General features: G+C 68.3%; 21 protein-coding genes, 2 tRNA genes and 3 pseudogenes. 15 read left to right on the top strand and 11 right to left on the bottom strand.

What is annotated here, in order from left to right; genetic code table 11:
* Positions 1 to 4 precede the first annotated feature (4 nt).
* The 4 genes from yidC to rpmH all read right to left on the bottom strand — a co-directional run bounded on the left by yidC (position 5) and on the right by rpmH (position 2,159).
* Entirely contained in the window at positions 5 to 1,114 is a 1,110-nt protein-coding gene (gene yidC / locus CJ197_RS04570) for a membrane protein insertase YidC (protein ID WP_102235580.1), read from the bottom strand.
* 84 nt (positions 1,115 to 1,198) lie between these two features.
* A complete protein-coding gene (gene yidD, locus CJ197_RS04565; protein ID WP_102235579.1) occupies positions 1,199 to 1,486 on the bottom strand; it encodes a membrane protein insertion efficiency factor YidD in 288 nt (95 codons plus the stop codon).
* Positions 1,483 to 1,989: a ribonuclease P protein component gene (gene rnpA, locus CJ197_RS04560; protein ID WP_199173873.1), complete on the bottom strand. Its 507-nt coding sequence runs from the start codon at positions 1,987 to 1,989 to the stop codon at positions 1,483 to 1,485. Before rnpA ends, yidD begins: the two co-directional genes overlap by 4 nt.
* Positions 1,990 to 2,021: 32 nt before the next feature.
* The gene (gene rpmH, locus CJ197_RS04555; protein WP_102235578.1) at positions 2,022 to 2,159 is read right to left on the bottom strand and encodes a 50S ribosomal protein L34; all 138 of its coding nucleotides are present in this window, start codon (positions 2,157 to 2,159) and stop codon (positions 2,022 to 2,024) included.
* 365 nt (positions 2,160 to 2,524) lie between these two features.
* Here rpmH and dnaA point away from each other — a divergent pair, with 365 nt between their 5' ends.
* The 4 genes from dnaA (at position 2,525) to CJ197_RS04535 (ending at position 7,668) form a co-directional block, all read left to right on the top strand.
* A complete protein-coding gene (gene dnaA / locus CJ197_RS04550; protein ID WP_102235577.1) occupies positions 2,525 to 4,072 on the top strand; it encodes a chromosomal replication initiator protein DnaA in 1,548 nt (515 codons plus the stop codon).
* A 433-nt stretch (positions 4,073 to 4,505) separates the two neighbouring features.
* Positions 4,506 to 5,630, top strand: coding sequence for a DNA polymerase III subunit beta (gene dnaN / locus CJ197_RS04545; RefSeq protein ID WP_102235576.1), 1,125 nt, complete (start codon positions 4,506 to 4,508; stop codon positions 5,628 to 5,630).
* 20 nt (positions 5,631 to 5,650) lie between these two features.
* On the top strand, positions 5,651 to 6,907 hold the full coding sequence (recF, locus tag CJ197_RS04540; RefSeq protein WP_102235575.1) for a DNA replication/repair protein RecF: 1,257 nt from the start codon (positions 5,651 to 5,653) through the stop codon (positions 6,905 to 6,907).
* On the top strand, positions 6,904 to 7,668 hold the full coding sequence (locus tag CJ197_RS04535; RefSeq protein WP_102235574.1) for a DUF721 domain-containing protein: 765 nt from the start codon (positions 6,904 to 6,906) through the stop codon (positions 7,666 to 7,668). Before recF ends, CJ197_RS04535 begins: the two co-directional genes overlap by 4 nt.
* Before the next feature lie 107 nt (positions 7,669 to 7,775).
* On the opposite strand, the gene CJ197_RS04530 is transcribed toward CJ197_RS04535, so the two are convergent.
* The 4 genes from CJ197_RS04530 to CJ197_RS04515 all read right to left on the bottom strand — a co-directional run bounded on the left by CJ197_RS04530 (position 7,776) and on the right by CJ197_RS04515 (position 13,995).
* Complete coding sequence (locus CJ197_RS04530) at positions 7,776 to 10,334, bottom strand: glycoside hydrolase family 2 protein (RefSeq protein WP_102235573.1); 2,559 nt, start codon at positions 10,332 to 10,334, stop codon at positions 7,776 to 7,778.
* 72 nt (positions 10,335 to 10,406) lie between these two features.
* Positions 10,407 to 11,393, bottom strand: a complete 987-nt coding sequence (locus CJ197_RS04525) for a carbohydrate ABC transporter permease (RefSeq protein ID WP_102235572.1) — start codon at positions 11,391 to 11,393, stop codon at positions 10,407 to 10,409.
* Positions 11,390 to 12,340, bottom strand: a complete 951-nt coding sequence (locus CJ197_RS04520; protein ID WP_233190640.1) for a sugar ABC transporter permease — start codon at positions 12,338 to 12,340, stop codon at positions 11,390 to 11,392. The genes CJ197_RS04525 and CJ197_RS04520 overlap by 4 nt, the downstream gene beginning before the upstream one ends.
* An 11-nt stretch (positions 12,341 to 12,351) precedes the next feature.
* Complete coding sequence (locus CJ197_RS04515; RefSeq protein WP_102235571.1) at positions 12,352 to 13,995, bottom strand: extracellular solute-binding protein; 1,644 nt, start codon at positions 13,993 to 13,995, stop codon at positions 12,352 to 12,354.
* Positions 13,996 to 14,255: 260 nt separating this feature from the next.
* Between CJ197_RS04515 and CJ197_RS04510 the strand changes: the two genes are divergently transcribed.
* The 4 genes from CJ197_RS04510 to CJ197_RS04495 all read left to right on the top strand — a co-directional run bounded on the left by CJ197_RS04510 (position 14,256) and on the right by CJ197_RS04495 (position 21,342).
* Positions 14,256 to 15,290 (top strand): LacI family DNA-binding transcriptional regulator, encoded by a 1,035-nt coding sequence (locus tag CJ197_RS04510; RefSeq protein WP_102235570.1) that lies wholly within the window; start codon positions 14,256 to 14,258, stop codon positions 15,288 to 15,290.
* Between the two features lie 392 nt (positions 15,291 to 15,682).
* On the top strand, positions 15,683 to 17,725 hold the full coding sequence (gene gyrB, locus CJ197_RS04505) for a DNA topoisomerase (ATP-hydrolyzing) subunit B (protein WP_158239382.1): 2,043 nt from the start codon (positions 15,683 to 15,685) through the stop codon (positions 17,723 to 17,725).
* Positions 17,726 to 17,811: 86 nt separating this feature from the next.
* Positions 17,812 to 20,670, top strand: coding sequence for a DNA gyrase subunit A (gyrA, locus tag CJ197_RS04500; RefSeq protein WP_102235568.1), 2,859 nt, complete (start codon positions 17,812 to 17,814; stop codon positions 20,668 to 20,670).
* 3 nt (positions 20,671 to 20,673) lie between these two features.
* Entirely contained in the window at positions 20,674 to 21,342 is a 669-nt protein-coding gene (locus tag CJ197_RS04495; protein ID WP_102235567.1) for a DUF3566 domain-containing protein, read from the top strand.
* Between the two features lie 118 nt (positions 21,343 to 21,460).
* Here CJ197_RS04495 and CJ197_RS04490 read toward each other — a convergent pair.
* Positions 21,461 to 22,039: pseudogene (locus CJ197_RS04490) on the bottom strand (molybdopterin-dependent oxidoreductase); the annotation flags it as partial.
* Positions 22,040 to 22,352: 313 nt separating this feature from the next.
* On the opposite strand from CJ197_RS04490, the gene CJ197_RS04485 reads away from it, so the two are divergent.
* The 6 genes from CJ197_RS04485 (at position 22,353) to CJ197_RS04465 (ending at position 24,534) form a co-directional block, all read left to right on the top strand.
* Positions 22,353 to 22,426 (top strand) — tRNA-Ile (locus CJ197_RS04485).
* 21 nt (positions 22,427 to 22,447) lie between these two features.
* Entirely contained in the window at positions 22,448 to 22,621 is a 174-nt protein-coding gene (locus tag CJ197_RS15320) for a DLW-39 family protein (protein ID WP_199173872.1), read from the top strand.
* Positions 22,622 to 22,658: 37 nt separating this feature from the next.
* Positions 22,659 to 22,734, top strand: a tRNA-Ala gene (locus CJ197_RS04480).
* A 117-nt stretch (positions 22,735 to 22,851) separates the two neighbouring features.
* Positions 22,852 to 23,325: a hypothetical protein gene (locus CJ197_RS04475; RefSeq protein WP_102235565.1), complete on the top strand. Its 474-nt coding sequence runs from the start codon at positions 22,852 to 22,854 to the stop codon at positions 23,323 to 23,325.
* Positions 23,326 to 23,329: 4 nt separating this feature from the next.
* Positions 23,330 to 23,722 carry a hypothetical protein gene (locus tag CJ197_RS04470; RefSeq protein ID WP_102235564.1) on the top strand — a complete coding sequence of 131 codons (393 nt, stop codon included), beginning with the start codon at positions 23,330 to 23,332 and terminating at the stop codon, positions 23,720 to 23,722.
* Between the two features lie 176 nt (positions 23,723 to 23,898).
* Positions 23,899 to 24,534, top strand: coding sequence for a hypothetical protein (locus CJ197_RS04465; RefSeq protein WP_102235563.1), 636 nt, complete (start codon positions 23,899 to 23,901; stop codon positions 24,532 to 24,534).
* A 56-nt stretch (positions 24,535 to 24,590) separates the two neighbouring features.
* Here the strand turns inward: CJ197_RS04465 and CJ197_RS15105 are convergent, their stop codons facing one another.
* On the bottom strand, positions 24,591 to 24,734 hold the full coding sequence (locus CJ197_RS15105; protein WP_158239374.1) for a hypothetical protein: 144 nt from the start codon (positions 24,732 to 24,734) through the stop codon (positions 24,591 to 24,593).
* Between CJ197_RS15105 and CJ197_RS15855 the strand changes: the two are divergent.
* A pseudogene (locus tag CJ197_RS15855) lies at positions 24,678 to 24,815 on the top strand (hypothetical protein); the annotation flags it as partial. The gene CJ197_RS15105 and the pseudogene CJ197_RS15855 sit on opposite strands and share 57 nt — an antisense overlap.
* Positions 24,816 to 25,028: 213 nt before the next feature.
* On the opposite strand, the pseudogene CJ197_RS15850 reads toward CJ197_RS15855, so the two are convergent.
* Positions 25,029 to 25,118: pseudogene (locus CJ197_RS15850) on the bottom strand (ribosomal protein bL36); the annotation flags it as partial.
* Between the last annotated feature and the right edge of the window lie 99 nt (positions 25,119 to 25,217).

The following is a 25,217-nucleotide window of genomic DNA, read 5'->3' as shown; positions in this document are numbered from 1 at the left end:
GGGGTCACTTCTTGCGCTTCTTCTTCCGTGCACTCTTGTTCAGGGCGTTGCTGCCGCGCTGCGGACGCGGATCGGCTTCGCCAGCGGCCTCGCGGGCTGCCCGGCGCTCTTCGACCGCCTTGGCGCGGGCGGCGCGGGCGCGCTCGAGCTTCTCCTGGTCGGTGAGCTTCTTGCCGCCCTTGTTCTTGGCCGGGGGCTGGATGCGGATGGGCTTGTCCTCCACCGGCTCGGTCACGACCTTCTTGGGCGGGGTGAAGTCCAGCGGCTCCAGACCCTTCTTGGCGCGCTTGGCGTTGATCCGCTCGTGGCGGGCCTTCTCGGCGTCCGAGCCCGGGGTGGGGGTGGCCCGGATGACGATCCACTGCTGCACGAAGGTCCACACGTTGGTGGTGAGCCAGTAGACGAGCACACCGATCGGCATGCCCGGTCCCGTGATCACGTAGATGAACGGGAGCATGTACAGCATCATCTTCTGGGTGCCAGCCATCGGTCCCTCGAGGGCTGCCTGCGGCATGTTCCGCATGGTCAGCTCCTTCTGGGTGATGAAGGTGACCGCGCACATCAGGGCGATGATGATGCCGGCGACGATGCGGGTGGAGATCCCGCCGTCCCCGGGGCTCAGGAAACTGTCGGCGATGGTGACGTTCCCGAAGAACGTGGAGGCGTTGGCGCTGCGGGCCAGCTCCACGGTGAGCGGTCCGAAGGGGTCACCGCCCGCGGCCTGCGGGAGCTTGGTGTACAGCACCCGGAACAGGCCGAAGAAGATCGGCATCTGCAGCAGCACGGGTAGGCAGGAGGAGAACGGCGAAGCACCGGCCTCCTTGTAGATGGCCATGGTCTCCTCGGCCATCTTCTGCCGGGAATCCTGGTCCGTCTTGCCCTTGTACTTCTTCTGCACGGCCTGCAGCTCCGGGGAGACCATCTGCATGGCCCGGGAGGCGCGGATCTGCCGCACGAACAGCGGGATGATCAGGGTGCGCACCACGGCGGTAAGGCCCACGATGGACAGCACCCAGGTGATGCCGGCATTGGGGTCCATGAACACGGACAGCAGCGCATGGAACTTCACCATGAGCCATGCCACGGCCCACTCGATCGGATACAGGGGGTTCATCGGCCTGGTCTTCCTGCCGCACGGATGCGCATGACGTTCATGCGAGGTGTCGGCTCAGCATCGGGGTCTCGGACAAGGGTAGGGCTAGTGCGCCGGATGACGCAGTCGGCGTGGATTGCTCCACATTCCCGGGGCGGGCACGGGATCCAGTCCGCCGCGGGTGAAGGGGTTGCAGCGCAGGATCCTCCAGCTGGTCAGGAGCGTGCCCTTGAGCGCGCCGTGGATCCGCAGGGCATCCATCCCGTACTGGGAGCACACCGGGTCATAGCGGCAGGCGGGCGGCGTGTAGGGGCTGATCCCCACCTGGTAGGCCCGCACGGGCAGCATGAGGATCCGCCGCGGCAGGCGCAGCAGGGTGCGCAGCAGGCTCATCGGCTCCCCTTCCGCGCCGGGGTGGTCCCGGGGGTGGCCCCCGACCCCGTCCCAGCGGTGGCCTCGGACCCCGCGGCGGGGCGGGGTGCCTCCGCGGCAGTGCCCGTTCTGGACGCAGTGCCCGCTCGGGGGGAGCGACGGCCGACGGTGCGGCGCTGCAGCTTGCGCTCCGCGGAGGCGAGGGCTCCCTGGACGTCCTCACGCAGCTGATCGAAAGGCTGCTGGTCGATGCCGGGCAGGGCCCGGGCCACCACGCCGGTGCCGGCGGGCAGCTCGTCCAGCAGTGGCCGGATGATCTCACGCAGCCGACGGGTGACGCGGTTGCAGATCACGGCGTTGCCGATCTTCTTGGACACGACGAATCCCACGCGGGGTGCCTGCCCGTCCCCCTCTGGAAGGGGGCCGAGGTGCACAACCACGTGGGATCGGGCGCTGCGCACGCCACCGCGGGTGACGGCGCGGAACTGCTCGCTGCTGCGCAGCCGGTGGGCGGACCAGCTCATGGACGCACCACGACCCGGCGGCTCAGGCCGACTCAGGCGGAGAGCTCGGAGCGGCCCTTGGCGCGGCGGGCGTTCAGGATGGCGCGGCCGGCGCGGGTGCGCATGCGGGCGCGGAAGCCGTGCTTCTTGGCGCGGCGGCGGTTGTTCGGCTGGAACGTGCGCTTGCTCATGGTTCTCCTCGGTCGTGGGCACGGGTGTGCCCTCGCGGTGGTCTGTGGTCTGCTGCACGAACGGGACGTCCGGGCGCACCCGCCGAGGCGGGGCGGCTGCCGAGGTTCCCCGGAACGGGAATGAGGGAACGGGAATCAGGGACATGACCCGCAGCGCTGACCGCCCGAGTCTAGGTGGGGTGGTCGCAAGGGGTCAACGGATCCGCGCGCTCAACGGCCGGTTGTGGCCAGTTTCTCATCGTGCCCCCGGGGTGCGGTGCGCTGGTGTGACCGGTCATCCACAGCCGCGGTCCACATCACTGGCTGTTCTGTGGAAGATTGTGGAAAACTATCCCGACCACCTCAGACCCGTAGGGAGTGACCTCATGGCCGAGCCGAGCGCCGCCGAGATCTGGGACAGCGCCCTGCAGATCCTGCGCCAGGACGAGTCTGTCTCCCAGCGCGTGAACGCCCTGCTGACCCTCTCCGAGCTGATGGCCGTGGTGGCGGATACCGCGCTGGTCGCAGTGCCTTCCACCTCGTTGAAGGAGCTGCTGGAGAACCGCTATGCGGGCGCCCTGAAGGGGGCGCTGTCCGAGGCGACCGGCCAGGATATGCGCTTCGCGGTGACGGTCGATGAATCGCTGCTGTTCGATGATGAGGAAGATGCTGCCCCGCCGACTGTATCCGCGGCCCCACCTGCGCCACGTGCACAGGATGTGGACAACCCTGTGGACAAAGTGGAACGGGATATCCACAGAGCGGCCGAATCCGGTGCACCGGCCCCGTCAGTCCCCTCCACCGCCCCGGTGCTGCCGCCACGCTCCTTCTCCGCGGCCTCTGCCCCGGTGCCATCCCCCGCCCCCGCGCCGGTGGGTGAGGATTCGCGCCTGAACTTCAAGTACACCTTCGACACCTTCGTCATCGGCTCCTCGAACCGCTTCGCACAGGCCGCGGCTTCCGCCGTCGCCGAGACCCCCGCGAAGGCGTACAACCCGCTGTTCATCTACGGCGGCTCGGGACTGGGCAAGACCCACCTGCTGCACGCCGTAGGCCACTACGCCAAGTCGCTGTACCCGGACATCGTGGTGCGGTACGTCAACTCCGAGGAGTTCACCAACGAGTTCATCAACTCCGTGCAGTCCGGCCAGTTCGGCAAGGCCCAGGAGTTCCAGCGCCGCTACCGCGATATCGACATCCTCCTCATCGACGACATCCAGTTCCTGCAGCGCGCCCCAGAGACGATGGAGGCGTTCTTCCACACCTTCAACACGCTGTACAACTCGGACAAGCAGATCGTCATCACCTCGGATCTGCCGCCCAAGGAGCTCGGCGGCTTCGAGGACCGTATGCGCTCCCGCTTCGAGATGGGGCTCATGACCGACGTGCAGCCCCCGGACCTCGAGACCCGCATCGCGATCCTGCGCAAGAAGGTCGCGCAGGAGGACGCCGGGGAGGTCCCCCATGACGTGCTGGAGTACATCGCCAGCCATATCGCCACGAACATCCGCGAACTCGAAGGCGCGCTGATCCGCGTGCAGGCCCTGCACTCCCTGTCCCGTCAGCCGATGGACGTCACCCTCGCCGAGAGCGTGCTGAAGGACCTGCTCTCCCACGACGACGGCACCCAGATCACGGCCTCGACGATCATCGCGCAGACCGCCACATACTTCGGGATCTCGGTCGAGGAGATCATCGGCACGGGGCGTTCACGCCGCCTGGTCTCTGCTCGGCAGATCGGCATGTACCTGTGCCGGGAACTGACGGACATGCCGCTGATCAAGATCGGCGAAGAGTTCGGCGGCCGCGACCACACCACCGTCATGCACGCGAACAAGAAGATCAGCGAGCTCATGAAGGAGCGGCGCGCGATCTTCAACCAGGTCACCGAGCTGACGGCACGCATCAAGTCCTCGAACTCCGGTCGGAAGTGACGCGCATCCCTGTCACGGATGACAGGGCTGGTCAGACTACAGTTCTCCCCAGATGTGGATAACTCTGTGGACAGTGTGGACCGGCGAGCATCCGCGCAGGAGCCGATGTGTACGGCCGCGTGACACGAATCGAGCGCACAGCGCCGCTCATGCACAGCTCGCCCACGGTCTAAGCGACGTTCTCAACGTTCCATCCACGATCCGATCATGTGCTCTGACCAGCATGAATGCGGGTTGTCCACGGAATCCACAGCCGTGATGAAGAGGACTTCAGGTAGTTCAACGCAAAGGGTGTGGACGGATCGGCAGGTGCAGCGGCGCAGCGAGGGGCAAGGGAAGTCAAGGATGTGAGTCGGTGTGTCGCGAGCAGGTGCGAGAACCGGATACGCTGGGGCGCGTTCTGGCATTCGACCACTGCGAAGGAGTGGCAACGGTGAAGTTCCACCTCGACCGCGGCGTCCTGGGTGACGCCGTCTCCTGGGCCACCCGCACCCTCCCCGTTCGGCCCGCGATGCCGATCCTGCAGGGCGTGCGGATCGTCGCTGATACGAGTGGCGAACTGCAGCTGTCCACCTTCGACTACGAGGTCAGCGCGCAGATCCACCTCGAGGCCGAGGTCGAGGAATCCGGCGAGGTCCTGGTCCAGGGCCGGATGCTCTCCGACATCGTCCGCGCGCTGCCGAACAAGGACGTCTCCGTGGCTCTGGAGGGCACGAAGCTGCAGGTCCGTTGCGGCAGCGCCCGCTTCGCCCTGGCCACCCTGCCGGTCGAGGAGTACCCGCAGCTGCCGGCCATGCCGCCCGTGGCAGGCATCGTCGGCGCCGACGTGTTCTCCGAGGCGATCTCCCAGGTCACCGTCGCGGCATCGAAGGACGACACCCTGCCGCTGCTGACCGGCGTGAAGGTCGAGATCAGCGGCGAGACCATGACGCTCATGGCTACCGACCGCTACCGCCTGGCGCTGCGCGAGATCACCTGGAACCCCGCCACCCCCGGCACCGAGCTGACCGCCCTCGTGCGCGGCCGCACTCTGCACGAGGTCGCACGGTCGCTGGCCACCGGCGGCAGCGTCGAGATCGCCCTCGAGGAGGACGCCGCGGCGAACCTCATCGGCTTCGAGGCTGGCGGCCGCCGCACCACCTCTACCCTGGTCGACGGCGACTACCCGCCCGTGCGCCGCCTGTTCCCCGAGACCTCCGCGATCACCGCCGTGGTGGCGACCGGCCCGCTGATCGACGCCGTCAAGCGCGTCTCCCTCGTCGCCGAACGCAACACCCCCGTGCGCCTGTCCTTCACCGAGGGCCAGGTGGCTCTCGAGGCCGGCGCCGGTGATGACGCGCAGGCCTCCGAGGTGCTCGAGGCGAGCCTCGAGGGCGAGGACCTCGTCGTCGGCTTCAACTCCGGATTCCTGCTCGACGGCCTCGGGGCGCTGGGCACCGAGTTCGCGCGCCTGACCTTCACCGACTCCATCAAGCCCGCCGTCATGAGCGGCCAGGAGTCGCTCGAGGGTGAGCCGCAGACCAGCTACAAGTACCTCATCATGCCGATGCGGATCTGAGCGCGGGAGGTCACCTCTCCGTGCAGCTGACCGCCCTCGAGCTCACCGACTACCGCTCATACCCGAGCCTCACCCTGCCCATCGGCCCCGGCATCACCGTGATGGTGGGCCCCAATGGGCAGGGCAAGACCAACATCGTCGAGGCCCTGTGGTACCTCGCGACCCTCTCCAGCCACCGCGTCCCGCATGACGCTGCCCTGGTGCATCGCGGTAGCGCGAGCGCGATCATCCGCGCGAGCTTCCAGCGGGCCGGCCGACCCCTGCAGGTGGACCTCGAGATCACCCCGGGACGATCGAACCGCGCCCGATTGCAGGGCCAGAACGTGCCACGCCTGCGGGACCTCCTGGGCGAAGTGCGCGCCGTGCTGTTCGCCCCCGAGGACCTGGGGCTCATCAAGGCTGATCCGGAGGGCCGCCGACGATTCCTCGATGAGCTGCTGTTCGTCATCGCCCCCCGCTTCGCCGCCGTGAAGGCCGACTACGACCGCGTGCTCAAGCAGCGCGGCAACCTGCTGAAGCAGATGCGCTCCATGCGCCGCGGCGCCGCTGGCCGCAGCGCGGGCGGGCTCGATCCGGCCGAGGCGGCGGCGAGCACCCTCGAGGTGTGGGATCAGCAGCTGGCCCGCCATGGCGCGGAGCTGCTTCGCGCCCGGCTGCACCTGGTGAACCGCCTGCGCCCGCACCTGGGCTACTCCTACCTGCGGGTCGCGACCGATGAGGGCGCAGAGGAAGCCCTGGACCTTCCGCCCGGACAGCGCGGAGAGGTCACCTCCCCGGCCGACGCCGCCTACCGCTCCGCGATCCTCGACGAGCTCGGCGCCGGACCCGGCGACCTTCCCCCCACGCGCGAGATCCACGATGCGCTGCTGCGCATGCTGGGTGAGCGGCACGATGAGGAGATCGACCGCGGCGTGAACCTCGTGGGCCCGCACCGCGATGACCTCGAGGTGCGCCTGCACGACTTCCCCGCCAAGGGCTATGCGAGCCACGGCGAATCCTGGTCACTCGCCCTCGCCCTGCGCCTGGCCAGCTACGACCTGTTGCGCCTGGAGGAAGGGGACCTGGGCGACGGCGAACCCATCCTCATCCTCGATGACGTGTTCAGCGAGCTGGACGTCCATCGGCGGGACCGGCTCGGACGGATCATCACCGGGGCCTCCCAGGTCCTCATCACCACCGCGAACGACACGGACATCCCCGATTCCCTGCACGGGGAGATCCACGTGGTCGACGTGGAGCTGGGCCGAGCCGTCCCGAGGGACGGCGGGCTCTCATGAGCACCCCTCGTCCGGCGGCCCAGCGCCCGCGACTCGCCAACCCCTACGACCTCGGGACCTGGTCCGCCGCCGCGGCCGACGGCGACCAGCGCGCGGAAGATCCCGGGCATGCCGCTGCCGCGGCCACGCGCGGCCGGGACCGCGCACCGTGGCGGCCGAGGGCCGGAGCGGCGTCCGCAGCTCGCGCCGAGCGCGGCGATGACGACGCCGAACCGCTGTACGACCCGCCGGAGCTGCCGAGCGCCGCCGATCCCTTCGAGCTCGCCCGGCGGACCGTCAACCGCTCCCGTGCCGCCGCGCGCGACCGCGGCCTCTTCCCCATCTCTGCGAAGACCCAGGCCCGAGATCTGCGGGACCGCTCAGGGCGGGCACCCGGCTATTCGGGGTCCCGCCCCGATCCGCGCGACCCCCAGGACATCGAGTCGGTGCTGAGGAAGGTGCTGGGCGGCCTGGGATGGACCGAGGGGATGAACAGCGGCAGAGTGCTCGAGGAGTGGGACGAGATCGTGGGCGAGCGCCTCGCCGCGCACTGCAGACCGGTCTCCCTCGAGGCCGGGGTCCTGGTGGTGAGCGCCTCCTCCTCGGCCTGGGCGTCCCAGCTGCGGATGCTGACGCCCCAGCTGATCACCACGATCGAGGAGCACATCGGGTCCCACGTGATCTCCGAGCTCAAGGTCACCGGCCCGGCCGCCGCACAGCGCTCCTGGAAGAAGGGACGCCGGACCGTGACCTGGAGAGGACCGCGCGACACCTACGGGTGAGGTGGGGTGCGCGGCCGACGGCGCCGCACCGTCGGCGCCTGAAGCGCACCGGGGCGCTTCAGGCACCGCGGCCGCCCGGGGCCTCGTGCGTCGTCTCCGGCGGCCGGTCAGGGTGCCGCAGGGGCGGTCGAGGTGGGGGTCGTGGGCGAGGGGTCCTCCTGGACGCAGGGCCCGCCGCGCGCGAGCAGATCGTTGACGCTGATGAGGACCTCGGGTGCGAGGAAGGCCTCGGCATCGGCCGAGGAGGTGCGGATGCGCACCGTCGCCGTCTCCCCGGCCAGGAGGGTCACCAGCTGACGGTCGCATCGGGCGGAGGGATCCACCTTGTCCGCGAACACCATGACGTCCCGGACGGTGGACCGAGCCGTGAGCCGCAGCTCGACCCCGCCTTCGACCCGTGTGCTCGAGGCCTCGAGCGCGTCCGGGGCGAGGGCGGAGTCCTTGTCCGCGCAGAAGTGATGGACAGCCCGGTGCGGTGAGTCCGCGGAGGAGCAGACCAGGAGCTCCGCGGCGGGGTCCTCAGGGATGGTCAGCTCGGCGGGGAGCGGGAGCTCGGCGCTCTGGCGGGCCGGCACCTGGAGGGGTTCGGTCAGGGCATGCAGGACGGTCCCGTCGTGCCGCCGGCGCTCGAGGATCGCCGTGGTCACGAGGTCCTCGTCGGTGTCGTTGCCGATGCACAGGCTCCAGCCGCCGTCGCGGGGCTGGATGGTCCAGAGCACGGGAGCATGCACGGACCGCAGGGCGTACCAGAGCGGTTTGCGGCGGCCGCCGCCGTCCACGGCCGACCAGCTCGTCACGGGCCAGCAGTCGTTCAGCTGCCACATGATGGTCCCGCCGCAGAACGGCCAGTGGGAGCGGTAGTGGCCGATCCCGATCTCGAGCGCACGGGCCTGCATGAGCTGGGTGGACGCGAGGAAGTCGTCGAAGCTGGTCGGCTCCGGCAGGTGGTTCCGATAGGCCCGGCGCAGCTTCTGCTGTCCTTCGAAGGCCTTCTGGTGCGAGAGCATCACCGGCGAATCCTCGTCCAGCGGCCTCTCCGTGACGGCCTGGGAGATGGTCGCCCAGGTGGCGGGGGCCTGGAACCCGAACTCGGCGGCGAACCGTGGGGTGGAGTCGCGGTAGTGCACGGGATCGCCCACGACCGGGTCGTTCCAGACCCCCCACTGGTGGATGGTCCCGGAGCCGGGATCCTGCGGGTTCTCCACCCCGGGGCGGGAGAACGGGCTGGAGGGCGAGTACGAGCGGGTGGGGTCGAGCTCCTTGACCAGACCGGGCAGCAGCTCGTCGTAGTAATGGAGCCCCCAGCCGACGCCCTCCTCGATCTTCTCCGACCACCCCCAGGCCCGGTGGCCCACGAGGTTCTCATTGGAGCCGTTCCAGTGGATCAGCGAGGGATGCCAGGCGAGGCGGACGATCTGGTGCCGGGCCTCGGCCTCGATCTCGCGGCGCATGGGCTCGACCTCGGAGTAGGCGGCGCAGGCCAGGGCGAAGTCCTGCCAGACGAGGATCCCCTGTTCGTCGCAGAGCTCGTAGAAGTCCTCGGACTCGTAGAGGCCGCCGCCCCAGACCCGCAGGAGGTTCATGCCGGACTCGGCGGCGTCCTGGATCCGAGCGGCGAGGCGCTCCCGCGTGAGGCGGCTGGGGAAGCAGTCCTCCGGGATCCAGTTGGCGCCCTTGATCAGGACCGGACGTCCGTTGACCTCGGCCTGGAAGGACCGTCCGTGCTCGTCGTCCCGCTGCACGAAACCGGCGCTGCGGAAGCCGATGCGCGAGGCGCGGGAGTCCAGGACGTCGCCCGCAGCGCTGTGCAGCATCACCTCGAGGTCGTACAGCGGCTGTTCCCCGTATCCGCGCGGCCACCACAGCTGCGGGTCCTCGACCACGAGCTCGAGGATGAGCTGCTCATCCGTGGTCGCCGGCAGCTGGGTCTGCGCCACGACCGCGCCGTCCGGACCGGTCAGCCGTGCCGAGGCTCGGACGTCGGCCTGCGGTCCCTCCTGTGCCCGGACGACGGGGACGTCCAGCCGGACCTCGCCCTGCGCGCCGTCGCGGACCGTCACCTGCGGGCGGATCGTGCCGAGGCGGGCTGCTGACCAGGACTCCAGCTGCACCGGACCGGACAGACCGCTGGTGGTCAGCACCGGGCCCCAGTCCCAGCCGAAGTTGCAGGCCATCTTCCGGATCGCGTTGTACGGAAGCTTGTTGCCGCTGAACGGCAGCCGACCGTGCTGCGCCTCGAAGGCGCGCGCCGCTGCGAGCGGTGCGGTGAACTGCACCTCGAGGACGTTCCGGCCGGGCTGCAGCGCATCGGTCACGCGGAAGCGCCAGAGGCGATGCTGGTTCGAGGCCGTGCCGATCACGGAGCCGTTGAGCCGGAGCTCGGCGATCGTGTCGACCTCGTGCGCGACCAGATCGACCTCGTCGTCCGGGGCCGGGTCCCAGGAGAACTCCGTGCGGTACCGGATGCCGACCTCACCGGTCCAGCTCAGCGCGTGTTCGTTGTCGTCGACGTAGGGATCGTCGATGAGCCCGGCAGCGAGCAGATCGGTGATGAGGGTCCCCGGCACCTCGGCCGGGAGGTCCTGCACCTCGAACGGGGCGGGGCCGTCGGTGATCGAGATCGACCAGCCGGAGTCCAGGGGGGTGCGGCGCAGTGCGCTGGGCATGGGGAGTGCTCCTCTGAGCGGTGGGAAAGGGGTCGGCACGGATGACGGGGACGCAGCGGCAGCGCGCGAGGGTCAGCCCTTGATCGCCCCGAAGATGACGCCCTTGGTGAAGTGCTTCTGGATGAAGGGGTACACCAGGAGGATCGGGACCAGGGCCATCACGACGATCGCCATCTGGAGCGCGAGGCTGGCCGGGGGCCGGTAGCCCTCCACCCCGACCGGACGTGTCTCCGATCCCGGGAGGGTGACCCCTTCCAGCACGTAGGAGCGCAGCACCATCTGCAGCGGCCACTTGCTGCTGTCGGGCAGGTAGAGCATCGCGTTGAAGAACGAGTTCCAGTACCCGACGCCGTAGAACAGCGCCACGACGGCGACCACCGCCATGGACATCGGCAGCACGATCTGCCCGAGGATCCGGAACTCGCTGGCTCCGTCGATCCGCGCGGCCTCGAGGATGCTGCTGTCGATGTTCATGAAGAACGATCGGATGATGATGATGTTGAAGGCCGAGACCGCCCCGGGGAGGATCAGCGCCCAGTACGAGTTGATGAGCCCCAGGGACGAGACCACCAGATAGGTCGGGATGAGGCCGGCGCTGAAGAACATCGTGATGATGAAGACGAACAGCAGCGGCCGATGGAACAGCGAGTCCGTCCGGGACAGGCCGTAGGCGGCGAGCACGGACACGGTGGTCGAGATCAGCGTTCCGACGGTGGTGATGCCGATGCTGATGAGGATCGAGCGCGTCACCACACCGCCGCTGAGGATCGTCGTATAGGCCTCGAGCGTCAGCTCGCCGGGGATCAGCACCATCCCGCCGGCCGCGTTGATGGTCGCCTCGGTGGACAGCGAGGTGAGCACCACGGTGTACAGCGGGATGAGGATGAGCGCGCAGATCACGACGAGGGTCAGAGTCTTGGCGGTCTGCGTGAGGAGCGAGGGCTCCTCGTCCCAGACGGGTCGCGTGGAGCGGCGGCGCCCTCGTCGCGGAGCCGCTGCCGGGTCGGGGCGCATCTCGTCGGGCGCCTCGGTGGTCTGTGGGCCGAGCGATGTGCTCATCGAGCCTCCCGTCGGTAGATGCCGGACTCGCCGAAGGCATGGGCGAGCTTGTTCGCCCCGAGGACCAGGATGAGCGCCACGACTCCCTTGATGAGTCCGGCCGCCGCTGCATACGACCAGTCCCCGCCGAGGACGCCCTGGTAGTAGACGTACGTGTCCAGGACCTCGGCGGCCCCGGCGCCCACGGCCCCGCGCTGCAGGATCAGCTGCTCGAAGCCGACGGTCAGCGAGTCGCCCAGCCGCAGGATGAGCAGCAGGATGATGGTCGGGCGGATCGCGGGCAGCGTGATGTTCCACAGCCGTCGCCACTTCCCGGCGCCGTCCACGGCCGCGGCCTCGTAGAGGGCCGGATCGACGGTGCTGAGGGCGGCGAGGAAGATGATCATGCCCCAGCCCGCGTCCTTCCAGACCACCTGCGAGGTGACGAGGAGCAGGAAGGTGTCCGGGTTCGTCATGATCTCGAGCGGCTCGAAGCCGCTCTGCCGCAGCAGCCGGTTCAGCAGCCCGGCACCCCCGAGAACCTGCTGGAAGATCGTCACCACCAGCACCCAGGAGAAGAAGTGCGGCAGGTAGACGATGGACTGGATCGTGGTCCGGATCGCCGGGGACAAGATCGAGTTCATCAGCAGCGCGAGGATGATCGGCACCGGGAAGAAGAACACCAGCTGGAACGCCGAGATCGTGAGGGTGTTGACGACGGCGTTCCAGAAGCTGGTGCTCTGGAAGACCCTCATGAAGTTGTCCCAGGCGACGAACGGGCTGCCGGTGATGCCGGTGTAGGGGGAGTACTCCTGCCAGGCGATGATGTTCCCTGCCATCGGGATGTAGATGAACAGCACCACCAGCGCGATGGCCGGGGAGACCATCAGCAGCAGGGGCCAGTCCCGTGCGAGCCGTTTCCGGAAGGAGACGGTCCGCACGGGACGGCGGGTCTTCGTGGATGCCACGACTTCTCCGATCAGGACTCGCTGCGGATCTCTTCGAGGATCCCCTGGTAGTGCTCGCGCATCTCCTCGCCGCCGCTGTCACGCCAGTTCGTGACCGCGGCGTCGAAGTCGTCCATGGTCTTGCGGCCGCGCACGACGTCCTTCTCCAGATCCCACATGGGCTGGTCGAGCGTGGCCCACTGCACCGGACGCTGGACCTGGTAGCCGTAGAAGGGCCCCTCGACCATGAACTCGGTCTCGCCCTGCATCCACTCGCAGTACGTGGTGACGAAGTCGGGGTCCTCGAAGTCGTGCTTCTCGACGGCGGGGGCCACGAGGGTGGACAGCACGCCGGGATGCTCCTCGCCGAGCTGTTCGGTGGCGATGGGCTCACCGTTCTCACCGCGGGTGAAGTGGACGCCCTCCTCCCCGAAGTTGATGGTCTCCCACTCCTGGGTGCCGTACGGGGCGGCCAGGTAGTTCGCGATCCCGAGCAGCTCCTCGATGCGGGCCGGATCGTCGGACTTCTTGAGGAAGCTGAAGAAGTTCGCCGCATTGCCGGTGTAGCGGACGGGATCCCCGCCCGAGGCGGACAGCGCGGACATGGCCAGCTGGCGGAACTCGGGATTGGCCTGCTTGAGGCGCTTGTTGGCCTCGCCCCAGGCCCCCACCCCGTCGTAGTGGATCGCCACCTTGCCGGACTCGAAACGCTGCTTGGCGTCGCCGGCGTCCGCAGCGACGTCGGGGTGGACGTATCCCTTCTCGAACAGCTCGATCTGGAACTCGAGGGCGTCGCGGTACTCCTGGGTCTCCCAGCGGTACTCGAGCTTCCCGTCGCGCTCGCGCCAGGCCGGCGGCGCCCCGAACAGCAGGTTCGGCGCCGCGGTCGCGAGGTCGTTCGTGGCCCACTGGTTCTTGTCGGGAGCGGTGAGCTCCTTGCAGACGGTGAGGAACTCGTCGGCCGTGTGCGGCTGCTCGAGGCCGAGCTTCTCGAAGATGTCCGCGCGGTAGTAGATCGCGTCGGTCACGATCTCGCCGGGCACCGGGATGCCGTAGAGCTTGCCGTCGAACATCCCGAACCGCCAGGCCTCCGTGGGCAGCGCGGCGAGGTTGGGCCACTTCTCGATGGCGTCGCCCTTGAGGAAGTCGGTGAGGTCCTGGAAGAGGGCTTCGACGGCCTGGGCGAATCGCGGCGGAGGGTTCCAGCCGAAGACCGAGACCCAGTCGGCGACGTCGTCCGGAGCGGCGAAGACCGCGGACTGCCGGTCGATGTAGTCGTTGCCGGTGGTCATCTGGAACTCGAGCCGGGAGCCCAGGGCCGCATCGAGGGTGTCGGTGTAGGCGTTCTTGAGGTTCGAGGTCACCGCGCTCCAGGTGGGGACCATCGCGGTGAAGGTCTGACCGGTGCCGGGCGGCTCGGGAACGGTCTGGGGGCGCTCCGCGGGGTAGCTCAGGTAGCCGGGGGTCGAGCCGTTGACGCTGGGGATGTCAGGGGTGACGGCATCGCTGGGCACATGCGACGGCAGGTTGCTCCCATCGGTGACGGAGGCGTCCTTCGAGGTCGCGCCGTCGGTGCGGCATCCGATCGCCAGGGAGGACAGAGCGAGCGCACCGGTCGTCCCGAGGACTGTTCGTCGGCTCGGACGCGGGAGGGGGGAGAGGTGGGTGTTCGACATGGTCACTCCTTCGTGTGTCGAGGCCGTCGGCTCGTGCCCGGAACCCTCGCGCTGAGGAGGCGGCGGCAGACGTTTTCCGGTAGGTTTAACGCTAATCCTAGGTGTGTCGGATCGTACACGGAAGTGCCGCCGCCGACGAGCGTCTGGGAGACCGGACGGTCCATCGAGCTCAGATCGTTAAGGTGAGACCGGGGGAATGCGTGCACGTCAGGCGCGATCACCGGCGCGGAGCGGCTTCGACGTGGACAGGAGGGGATGACGTGGTCGGTCTGAGGGACGTCGCGGCACGCACGGGGGTCAGCGTCATGACCGTCTCCAACGTGGTCAACAACCGCCGCGACAAGGTCTCGGCCCAGACCTTCGAGCGGGTCCAGGCTGCCATCCACGAGCTGGACTACGTCCCGAACGCTCAGGCCCGCTCGCTGTCCGCAGGGCGCACCTGCATGGTGGGCATGATCGTGCGCAGGCCCCCGGAGGACGGGGCCGCGCTGCGCAACCCCCATGACGCGCTCCTGGTCGACGCGGTCGAGAGAGAGCTCAGCGAGGGCGGTCTGAGCTTCGTCTACGCGGCGCGGGACGATGTGGTCCAGGCCGCCCGGGAGATGGCGTCCTGGCAGATCGACGGCCTGCTCGTGTACGGATCGGTCGCAGAGGAGGTCGACGCCCTGGGCCGACTGACCTCCAAGCCGATCGTCTTCCTCGACAACCATTCGGCCTCCGCCGCGGTCGAGATCGTCGGGGTGGACGATCATCACGGCGGGGTGCTGCTGGGACGGCACCTGGGAGAGCTGGGGCATCGCTCGATCCTGTTCGCTGGACCGGTCCACGAGCGCCGCGGAGTGGTGGGCACCCGCCTGGCGGGACTGCGCCAGGGCGTCGCCGAGGGGACCGGAGCCGAGCCGGAGATCACCACCCTCGACGTGGGTGCGGACAGCACCGCCGTCACCGCCGTCGTCGACGAGGTGGTGCGGCATCCGGGGCGGTTCACCGCGGTGGTGGCCTTCGGCGATCTGCTGGGCGTGCCCCTGGTGGGCGCGCTCGCCGATGCGGGCGTGGTCGTCCCCGACGAGGTCTCTGTCGCGAGCTTCGATGACCAGGAGCACTGCACCTGGGTGCGACCGAGGCTGACCAGCGTCGGTCAGGACGCGGCGGCCAAGGGTCGGCTGGCGGTGCGGCGTCTGCGAGGGCTCATCGAGGATCCGCAGCAGCCCCATGAGGCCGTGCAGCGGCTGCCGATGGAGCTGTCGGTGCGTGAGAGCACGGGTCCTCGACGCAGCGGCCGCACCGATCCCTGACCTCCCGGATGCGCCAGAGGCGCCGTAGCGGGACGGAACTGCGTAGGGGAGTAGGGCCCCTTGGCGACCGCTCCGACAGATCGGTGGTGGTGCCGCGGCGCACCGCCTGTGCGCGTCTCTGCGCACCGTCGGCCACACCGCACTGCGGTGAAATAGGTCTGAGAGCGGATCTCCGGTAGACTCGGGGAGGTTCGGTCGACGTCGAGCGTCGTCCTTCGGGAAGCCCCCATCTGCTTCGCACTGCTGCGCCGCGAGCGCACGCGCGCGCGTGCGCGCGCGGGAGTCAGTTGGGGCGCGACCTCGGAACGGGGCCGGACCACCCCCGGCGCGTTCCCGTCCCGGGGGAAGCGGACTGCGAGGAGCACCATCTCGTGAGCGAGACCGACCACCCCATGCCCGAGGATGCCCCGGAGGCCAGCGGCGCCGCCCCGGTCCAGGACCACTACGACGCCTCGGACATCACCGTCCTCGAGGGCCTCGAGGCGGTCCGCAAGCGCCCCGGCATGTACATCGGCTCCACCGGGGAGCGGGGCCTGCACCACCTGGTCTACGAGATCGTGGACAACTCCGTGGATGAGGCGATGGCCGGCCACGGCGACTCCATCGAGGTGACGATCCTGCCTGACGGCGGCGTGCGCGTGGTGGACCACGCGCGCGGCATCCCCGTGGACATGCACCCCACCGAGAACAAGCCCGCCGTGGAACTGGTGCTGACCGTTCTGCACGCCGGCGGCAAGTTCGGCGGCGGCGGCTACTCCGTCTCCGGCGGCCTGCACGGCGTGGGCTCCTCCGTGGTCAACGCCCTGTCCACCCGCATGGAGGTGGAGATCCGCCGCCAGGGTCACGTGTGGCGCCAGGCCTACGAGCGCGGCGTCCCCGTGGCCCCGCTCGAGCAGGGCGAGAAGACAGACGAGACCGGCACCATCATCACCTTCTGGGCGGACCCGGAGATCTTCGACACCGTCGAGTACGAGTTCGAGACGCTCCGCAAGCGGTTCCAGCAGATGGCCTTCCTCAACAAGGGCCTGCAGCTGTCACTGACCGACGAGCGCGCCCAGCCCGCCGATGAGGACGAGGAAGACGTCGTGGACGTTGAGCTCGAGGCCGAGGGTGAGGCTGACACCTCCGGCCCCCGCACCGTCACCTACCGCTATGAGCGCGGGCTACAGGACTTCGTCGAGTTCATCAACGCCGCCAAGCGCGCCGAGGTGATCCACCCCGAGATCATCTCCTTCGAGTCCGAGGACACCTCCTCTGGAATCTCCGTCGAGGTCGCGATGCAGTGGACCGGCGCCTACTCCGAGTCCGTCCATACCTACGCCAACACGATCAACACCCATGAGGGCGGCACCCACGAGGAGGGCTTCCGCTCCTCCCTGACCTCGATCGTGAACCGCTACGGCCGTGCCCAGGGCCTCATCAAGGAGAAGGACGCGAACCTCACCGGTGAGGACATCCGCGAGGGCCTCACCGCCGTGGTGTCCGTCAAGCTCGAGGAGCCGCAGTTCGAGGGTCAGACCAAGACGAAGCTGGGCAACACGATTGCCCGCACCTTCATGGTCAAGGTCATGACCGACAGGCTGCAGGACTGGTTCGACGCCCACCCCGCGGAGGCGAAGTCCATCCTCATCAAGGCGCAGGCCGCCGCGGCCGCCCGCGAAGCCGCCCGCAAGGCCCGCGACGCCACGCGCCGCAAGTCCCCGCTGGAGGCCGGTGGCATGCCCGGCAAGCTGCGCGACTGCTCCAGCCGCAACCCCGCCGAATGCGAGATCTTCATCGTCGAGGGTGACTCCGCCGGCGGCTCCGCCGTCTCCGGCCGCGACCCCCGCACCCAGGCGATCCTGCCCATCCGCGGCAAGATCCTGAACGTCGAGAAGGCCCGGCTGGATCGCGCCTTGGACAACCAGGAGATCCGCTCCCTGATCACCGCCTTCGGCACCGGGATCGGCGAGGACTTCGATGCGACGAAACTGCGGTACCACAAGATCATCCTCATGGCCGATGCCGACGTGGACGGCCAGCACATCTGCACCCTGCTGCTCACGTTGCTGTTCCGCTACATGCGGCCGCTGATCGAGCTGGGGCACGTGTTCATCGCGATGCCGCCGCTGTTCCGTCTGAAGTGGTCCAACGCCCCGCACGAGTACGTGTTCTCCGATGCGGAGCGCGATGAGCGGCTCGAGGCGGGCCGCGCCGCCGGGCGCCGCATCCCCAAGGACAACGGCATCCAGCGCTACAAGGGTCTGGGCGAGATGGACTGGAAGGAACTCCAGACCACCACGATGGACCCCGCCTCCCGCACCCTCAAGCAGGTGACCGTGGACGAGGCCGCGAACGCCGACACGATCTTCTCCGTCCTCATGGGCGATGACGTCGAATCCCGTCGGCGCTTCATCCAGGAGAACGCGAAGGACGTGCGGTTCCTGGACATCTGACCCGTCGGCCCCGGTCGCGGCGCCCACCCTGGCGCGCCCCCGGGACCCCCTGACCCACCGGCTTCACCCGAAAGGCCCCAGCTCCCATGAGCGACACCCCGAACGAGCCCACCGACCCGACCGCGCAGGACGGCACCCCCGCCCCCGAGGAGAGCAGCCGCGCCGAGACCGCGGGCCTCGGCGGCCAGGACACCCCCGAGGGCACCACCGAGGTCAGTGCCGATGAGGTCGCCTCCCGCACCGTCACCCTCGTGGACCCCCTCGATGAGGGCGAGATCGACCGCATCATGCAGGTGGACCTCAACCAGGAGATGCAGCGCTCCTACCTCGACTACGCGATGAGCGTGATCGTCTCGCGCGCCCTGCCGGATGTGCGCGACGGCCTCAAGCCCGTGCACCGCCGCATCGTGTACGCGATGTACGACGGCGGCTACCGGCCCGACCGCTCCTTCTCCAAGTGCGCGAAGGTCGTCGGCGAGGTGATGGGCAACTACCACCCCCACGGCGACTCCGCGATCTACGACGCCATGGTGCGTCTGGTCCAGCCGTGGAACATGCGCTACCCGCTGATCCTCGGGCAGGGGAACTTCGGCTCCGCCGGCGATGACGGCGCGGCCGCCCCCCGGTACACCGAGTGCAAGATGGCGCCGCTGGCCCTCGAGCTCGTGCGCGACATCGAGCAGGACACCGTGGACATGCAGGGCAACTACGACAACACGGTCGATGAACCGGCCGTGCTGCCCGCCCGCTTCCCGAACCTGCTGGTCAACGGCTCGGCCGGCATCGCCGTCGGAATGGCCACGAACATTCCGCCGCACAACCTGCGCGAGGTCGCCTCCGCCGTGCAGTGGCTGCTGAAGAACCACGAGGCCACCAAGCCCGAGCTGCTCGAGGCGTGCCTGGAGCACATCAAGGGCCCGGACTTCCCGGGCGGCGCCACGATCGTTGGCACTCAGGGGATCGAGGATGCCTACCGCACCGGTCGCGGCTCGATCACGCAGCGCGCCGTGGTCTCCACCGAGGAGATCAACGGGCGCATGTGCCTGGTGGTCACCGAGCTGCCCTACCAGGTCAACCCCGACACCCTGGCCCGCAAGATCGCGGAGATGGTCAAGCTCGGAAAGCTCCAGGGCATCGCCGACATCACCGATGAGACCTCCGGCCGCACCGGCCAGCGCCTCGTGCTGACCCTCAAGCGGGACGCCGTAGCGAAGGTGGTGCTGAACAACCTCTACAAGCACACCCAGCTGCAGGAGAACTTCTCCGCGAACATGCTGGCGCTCGCCGGTGGGGTGCCGCGCACCCTGTCGATCGACTCCTTCGTGCGGGAGTGGACGAAGCACCAGATCGACGTGATCGTGCGCCGCACCCGCTTCCGCCTGAAGAAGGCCGAGGAGCAGATCCACATCTTCCGCGGCTACCTCAAGGCGCTGGATGCGCTCGATGAGGTCATCGCGCTGATCCGCCGCTCCCCAGACGTGGACGAGGCCCGCGTGGGGCTGATGGACCTGCTGGAGATCGACGAGATCCAGGCCAATGCGATCCTCGCGATGCAGCTGCGGCGCCTGGCCGCCCTGGAGCGGCAGAAGATCGTGGAGGAGCACGACCGTCTGCAGGCCCTCATCGAGGAGTACACCGCGATCCTCGCCGATCCCGCCAAGCAGCGGCAGATCGTCTCCGAGGAGCTCGATGAGATCGTCGAGCGCTACGGCGATGACCGTCGGACCAAGATCGTGCCGGACGCCGGGGACATGTCGATGGAGGACCTGATCCCCGAAGAGGACATGGTCGTCACCATCACCCGCGGCGGCTACGTCAAGCGCACCCGCGAGGACCAGTACCGTGCTCAGAAGCGCGGCGGCAAGGGGGTGCGCGGCGCGGCGCTGCGCGAGGACGACGTGGTGGAGCACTTCTTCACCACCTCCACCCACCGGTGGCTGCTGTTCTTCACCAACCAGGGCCGCGTGTACCGGACCAAGGGCTACGAGCTGCCGGAGGCGCCACGGGACGCGAAGGGCCAGCATGTGGCGAACCTGATGGCTTTCCAGCCTGAGGAGCGGATCGCCTCGGTGCTGGTGCTCGAAAGCTACGAGGACGCCCAGTACCTGGTGCTCGCCACCCGCTCGGGTCTGGTGAAGAAGACGCCGATGCCGGCCTTCGACTCCAACCGCACCGGCGGCATCATCGCGATCAACTTGCGCGAGATCCACACCGCGGAGGGCACCGAGATGGACCGGGTGATCGCCGCCCGGGCCGTGAACGAGGACGACCATCTGCTGCTGGTCTCCCGCAATGGCCAGTCCGTGCGGTTCCCCGCCGATGATGTGACGCTGCGCCCGACGGGTCGTGCCACCAGCGGCGTGACCGGCATGAAGTTCCGCCACGACGATGAGCTGCTGGCCATGGACGTGGTGCGGCCGAACACCTTCGTGGTGACCGTGACCGACGGCGGGTTCGCCAAGCGCACCACGATCGACGAGTACCGTCTGCAGGGCCGTGGGGGCCTGGGCATCCGGGTGGCGAAGCTGCCCGATGACCGCGGGCACCTGGTGGGCGCCGCCGTGGTGGAGGAGTCCGATGAGCTGCTGGTGGTGATGGAGAAGGGCCGCGTGGTCCGCTCCGAGGTCGCGCAGATCCCGCCGAAGGGCCGCACTACCATGGGCGTCACCTTCGCCCGTCCCGACAAGGGCGACCGGATCCTGCTGGTCGCCACCGGTCAGGAGACCGAGGTGGATGAGGAGGAGACCGAAGCACCGGTCATCGAGGACACCGAAGGCGCTGAGGATTCTGCCGGCGCTGAGGATGCTGACGGTGCGCAGAGCGGGGATGCTGTGGAGATCCCGGACGCACCCGGTGATGCAGACGGGTCTGCGGACTCAGACGCACTAGGCTCAGGGCAGGCTTCAGCCGAAGCCTCCGAGACGCCCGCCCCCGACGAGGAGTGATCCGTGAGCACCAGCGACTCCACGACCGCGAAGCGGTCCACGGGATCCCCTGACGAGACCTCCAAGCTGCCCGCCTACGAGGAGAAGTCCTCCGGTGCGCGCGGCGGGACCTCCGGGGCCGACGGGTCGGCGACGGGCTCGAAGGGGTCCTCCCGCACCGCGGCGACGGGCTCGAAGGGGTCTGCGTCGGGCGATGCCGGGCGTGAGGGATCCTCGCGCATGGGCAGCGGGAAGGGCTCGGCGTCCAAGGGCGCGAGCCGCTCTCCGGTGCGGTCCTCGAGCGGTACGGCCGCGGTGCCTGCGGAGCGGCGCGGGCCGCGGCGGGTGCGGCTGACGCTCGCGCGGCTGGACCCGTTCTCCGTGATGAAGCTGTCGTTCCTGGTGGCGATCGGGATCGGCATCGCCACCGTGGTCGCGGCGATCGTGCTGTGGAACCTGGTGGAGGCCATCGGCCTGTGGAGCCAGATCGAGCAGATCGGTCGCGACCTCAACAACGGCAAGCCGCTGCCGTTCATGGAGTTCTTCAGCTTCTCCAAGATGACGAGCTACGCCACCATCGTCGCGGTCGTGAACGTCGTGGTCATCACCGCGCTCGGCACGCTCCTGGCGTTCCTGTACAACCTGGTGGCGGCGCTGTTGGGCGGGCTGAAGATGACCTTCACCGACGACTGAGGCGGAGGGGGCCGGCCCGGCGCCCCGCATCTCTTCCGCGAAACGGCTGCGTTTCGGTGGAAACTCCTGGAGTATTCCCACCGAAACGCAGCCGTTTCCGCGTGGTGCGCGGGGGCGCTCAGCGCACAGTGAACTGCACCTGGTGCCAGCCGCTTGCGCCGTCCGGGGCGGGGCTGGCCTGCTCCGCGGTCTGGAGCTCACCGTCCCCGGCCAGAGCGCGCACGGTGGCGGTGTGGCTCCCGGGGGTCGCGTCCTCCCAACGCAGCGACCACTGGGTCCAGGTGTCATCGTTGACCTCGGCACCGAGCTCGGCGGGCCGCCAGTCACCGTCGTCGATCCGCACCTCCACGGCAGCGATGCCGCGCTGCTGCGCCCACGCGGTGCCGCCCAGCATGACGGCCCCCTGGTCATCACGATCCACGGTTGCGCGGCCTCGGGGCACGTCGATGCGGGAGGCGAGCTTGCTGGGCCCGCGCTCGGACCAGCCGCGGGTGGACCAGTAGGCGACGTCGTCCCCGAACCGCGTGACCTTCAGCTCCGTCAGCCATTTGGTGGCGGAGACGTAGCCGTACAGCCCGGGCACCACCATCCGCACCGGGTAGCCGTGGTCAGCGGACAGCGGGGCGCCGTTCATGCCGACGGCCAGCAGGGAGTCGCGGGAGTCGGTGAGGGCCTCCAGCGGGGTGGAGGCGGTGAAGCGTGGTGCGCGCGGTCATGTCGGTCTCCTTCATCGTGTTCGGCAGTGCTGGCGGGAAGCCTGGCACCGGGCGCCCCGGGGAGGGCGGCTCATGATGGGTTCGGAGCCGATGCCCGGATCGGATGGGAACGGATCGCACTATGTTTGTGTCAGATGGGCACGGATCGGCGGCTAGCACGGTGGGGCCGACGGGTCGGCTGCGTGCCTGTGACCTCGCGTACAAGCACCGTTTCCGGTTGGACGCAGCGCGGATCGGGCCGTAAAGTAGTGCGTCGGTGGTCGACACCAGGCATGATGGTGGTCGATGGCCCACGGGCCTATAGCTCAGTCGGTTAGAGCGCTGTCCTGATAAGACAGAGGTCGCTGGTTCAAGTCCAGCTAGGCCCACCCCGAGGATCGGAGGAACTCATGAAGAAGTTCATCACGGCCGCGGTGCTCCTGATCGGTACGTCCCTCGCCGGGATCCTCACCTGGCGCAAGGTCGAGGCCGACCGCATCCGCAACGACCTGTGGACCGAGGCCGAGAACGCCTTCGACAAGCAGGACGCCGAAGCACATAAGGTGCCGGTTTCCCGCTCCTGATCCGCACAGCACCACCACCCAGCGCCACTGGCGCGACGGGGCCTTGGCGCAATTGGTAGCGCATCTGCTTTGCAAGCAGAGGGTTAGGGGTTCGAGTCCCCTAGGCTCCACCAGAAACACCCCTGACCTGCAGTGATAGGTCAGGGGTGTTGTTGTGCGGGGTGCGGTCGGCTGGCCCGTCGTTACCAAGATCTTGCCTACGATTTTGGGGTAAGGGCTATGGTAGGTGCATGAGCGTCGCGACCCATCACATCTACCAGAGCTCTGACCTGGCTGGCTCTCGGCGTAAGGAGATCGTGGAGGCCGCCCAGCGGGGCACCACGCTGCTGAGAACCCCCAGCGGGGACGCGCTCGCCTTCCTACCGCGAGCTGAGCTGGAGCGACTCTCCCACATCCGTGACCACGCTCTCGGATTTGTCATGCTGGAGAGTGCTCTTCGGCGTCCACGTGCTGAGAGGCGGGCGACTGACTTCGGAGCCTGGGCATTTGCCTCCTCGCTGGATGAGGAACAACTGGCCGAGTTCCGCGATGAGGTGAGCGATGCGCTCATGCGGGCATTCTCCGGGGTTGACGTCGTCGACAGCCTGCTTGATGAGTGGCGGGCTACGGCCGCCTTCATGGCAGACGCGGACGCCGTCGCTGCCCTCGATGGAGGCATCGAGGGCTTCCACGAAGTGCTGCGGCCCGAGGAATCAGAGGACTGAGCACGTGAGTCCGGGAACCAACAGTGCCTACTCGCCCTACGCTCCCGCCCGCAGACCGGGTGGGAAACCGAGCGAGAAGCCGAAGTACCGGGTTCTGATCCACCACAAGTACCTGGCGCGCTGGGAAGTGTTCGTCGATCGGGTAGGTCTCGCGAACGCACAGCGTGCGTGGGACCACCTGGCGATGCAGCCCGGGAGCCCGCCTCCTATCGGCCAGTGCAGCAAGCTGCGGGGAATGGACAAGTACGCGAAGAACGGCTGGTCGCACATCTACCACTACGAGGCCAGTTCCATGGCCCGCATCGACTACCAGTTCCACCCGCGCATCCAGGTGACCGAGGGCAAGGAGCCGAGCCCCGTGGTTCGTATCCTCCGCCTGGACCTCGGCAGCCACTAGCCAGCGCTGTGGATCTTCGGTGAGATCCACAGTTCCCTCATTGTCTGACTGACCACGCTCCTACTGCAGCGAGAGTCTCAAGGCGGCATGCCGGTTCCTGAGCTCGCACCGCGGACGAATGTCGGGGGCCTGTGCAACGCTCATCGTGACCAGATCGCACGACGAGGGGAGCCCCGATGCCGCTGGCCGAGACCGCTGAATACTCCATCTCATCAGAGGTCCTTGAGCTGACCTGCCCGAACCGCTTCGGTTACGACAACCGCCACTGGGTCCAGTGGGCGTGGGCCGTGCTGGCGCGCGCCGGAGACGTTCCGCCCACAGTGGGCGAGGATGACGCCGATTACCCCCGGCACCTCATCACGATCATCGCGCTCTCCCATCTCAGCGATGTCTTCGGTGAGGTGGCTGCAGGGGTCGATGGCGACCTGGAGGTGAGTGTTGAGCCCGTGGGAGAGTTTCGCCCCAAGATCACCGTGATCGAGCTCGCTCGGTACTGCGAGCGTGAGGGTATTTACGCTATGGAATATCCGGAGACCGACTGGGGTCTCGTGCAGCAGGCTGTTCGCGTGCGGACCGGGGAGATCGCGCGTCGGCTTCGCGAGATTCTCGGCGTCAGCCGCCTCTTCACCGCTCTTATGGTCGCTGGCGAGTGCGCTCCCGACGACGAAGAGCGCGAGCCCGCCCCATCCTCAGAGCTCATGCTCACCGACGATGCCTTCGATCCCGCCATGGATGGTGTCGTGAACTACGACCTGACCCCGGACAAGCAACGTGCCTTCGAATGGCTGGAGGGCGGCCCCGACCTGGGCTGACGCGTGCGGAGTACTGCTCCCGAGGTCTCTCAACTCGAGCGGTCACGAGGTGGAGGTCATTGCTCGAGGTCCGCGAGAACGTCATCGATGCTGAACCGTTCCCCGGTGTCCTCAGCAATCGCCTTCCGCAGCTCACCCTCATCATGCACATCCTCGAGACGTTCGAGGATCGCCGTCCGCGCAACGTCGGAAACTGTCATGCCTTGAGACGCGTCGAAGCACCGGACGAGCGCGGCTACGAGAAGGCATCGGTCGCCGATATCCTGCGCGAGAGCAGCGTGACCAAAGGGGCGATGTACTTCCACTTTGCGTCCAAGGAGGACGTGGGCCGCGCCGTCCTGCTGCGCCAGGCGGAGATGGTCCAGGCGATCGACCCCGCGATCTCGAGCTGCCTGAGCGGAAGGTCGAATCCCCGCGGGAGCGGGAGCTGTGAGAGGCCCGCTGGATGCCTGGTGCGCCTGACCGAGATAGCCGCTGGCGCCCTACCCTCACCGTCAGCCCTTCTGGCGACCCTTGAAGCGGGGCTCCTTCTTGTTGATGACGTACAGGCGGCCGCGGCGGCGCACCACCTGGGCACCGGGTCGGCGGTGGGGTGTACCAAGGTTCTTGGACAGTCTTCTATGAGGAAGGATCAAGGACATGGCAGGAAGATCCAGGCGTAAGTTCAGTCCCCAGTTCAAGGC

Source organism: Brachybacterium sp. UMB0905 (assembly GCF_002871795.1).
Lineage (GTDB): Bacteria > Actinomycetota > Actinomycetes > Actinomycetales > Dermabacteraceae > Brachybacterium.
Note: the sequence above shows the minus strand (reverse complement) of the source record. Positions and strands in the feature narration are given on the sequence as shown.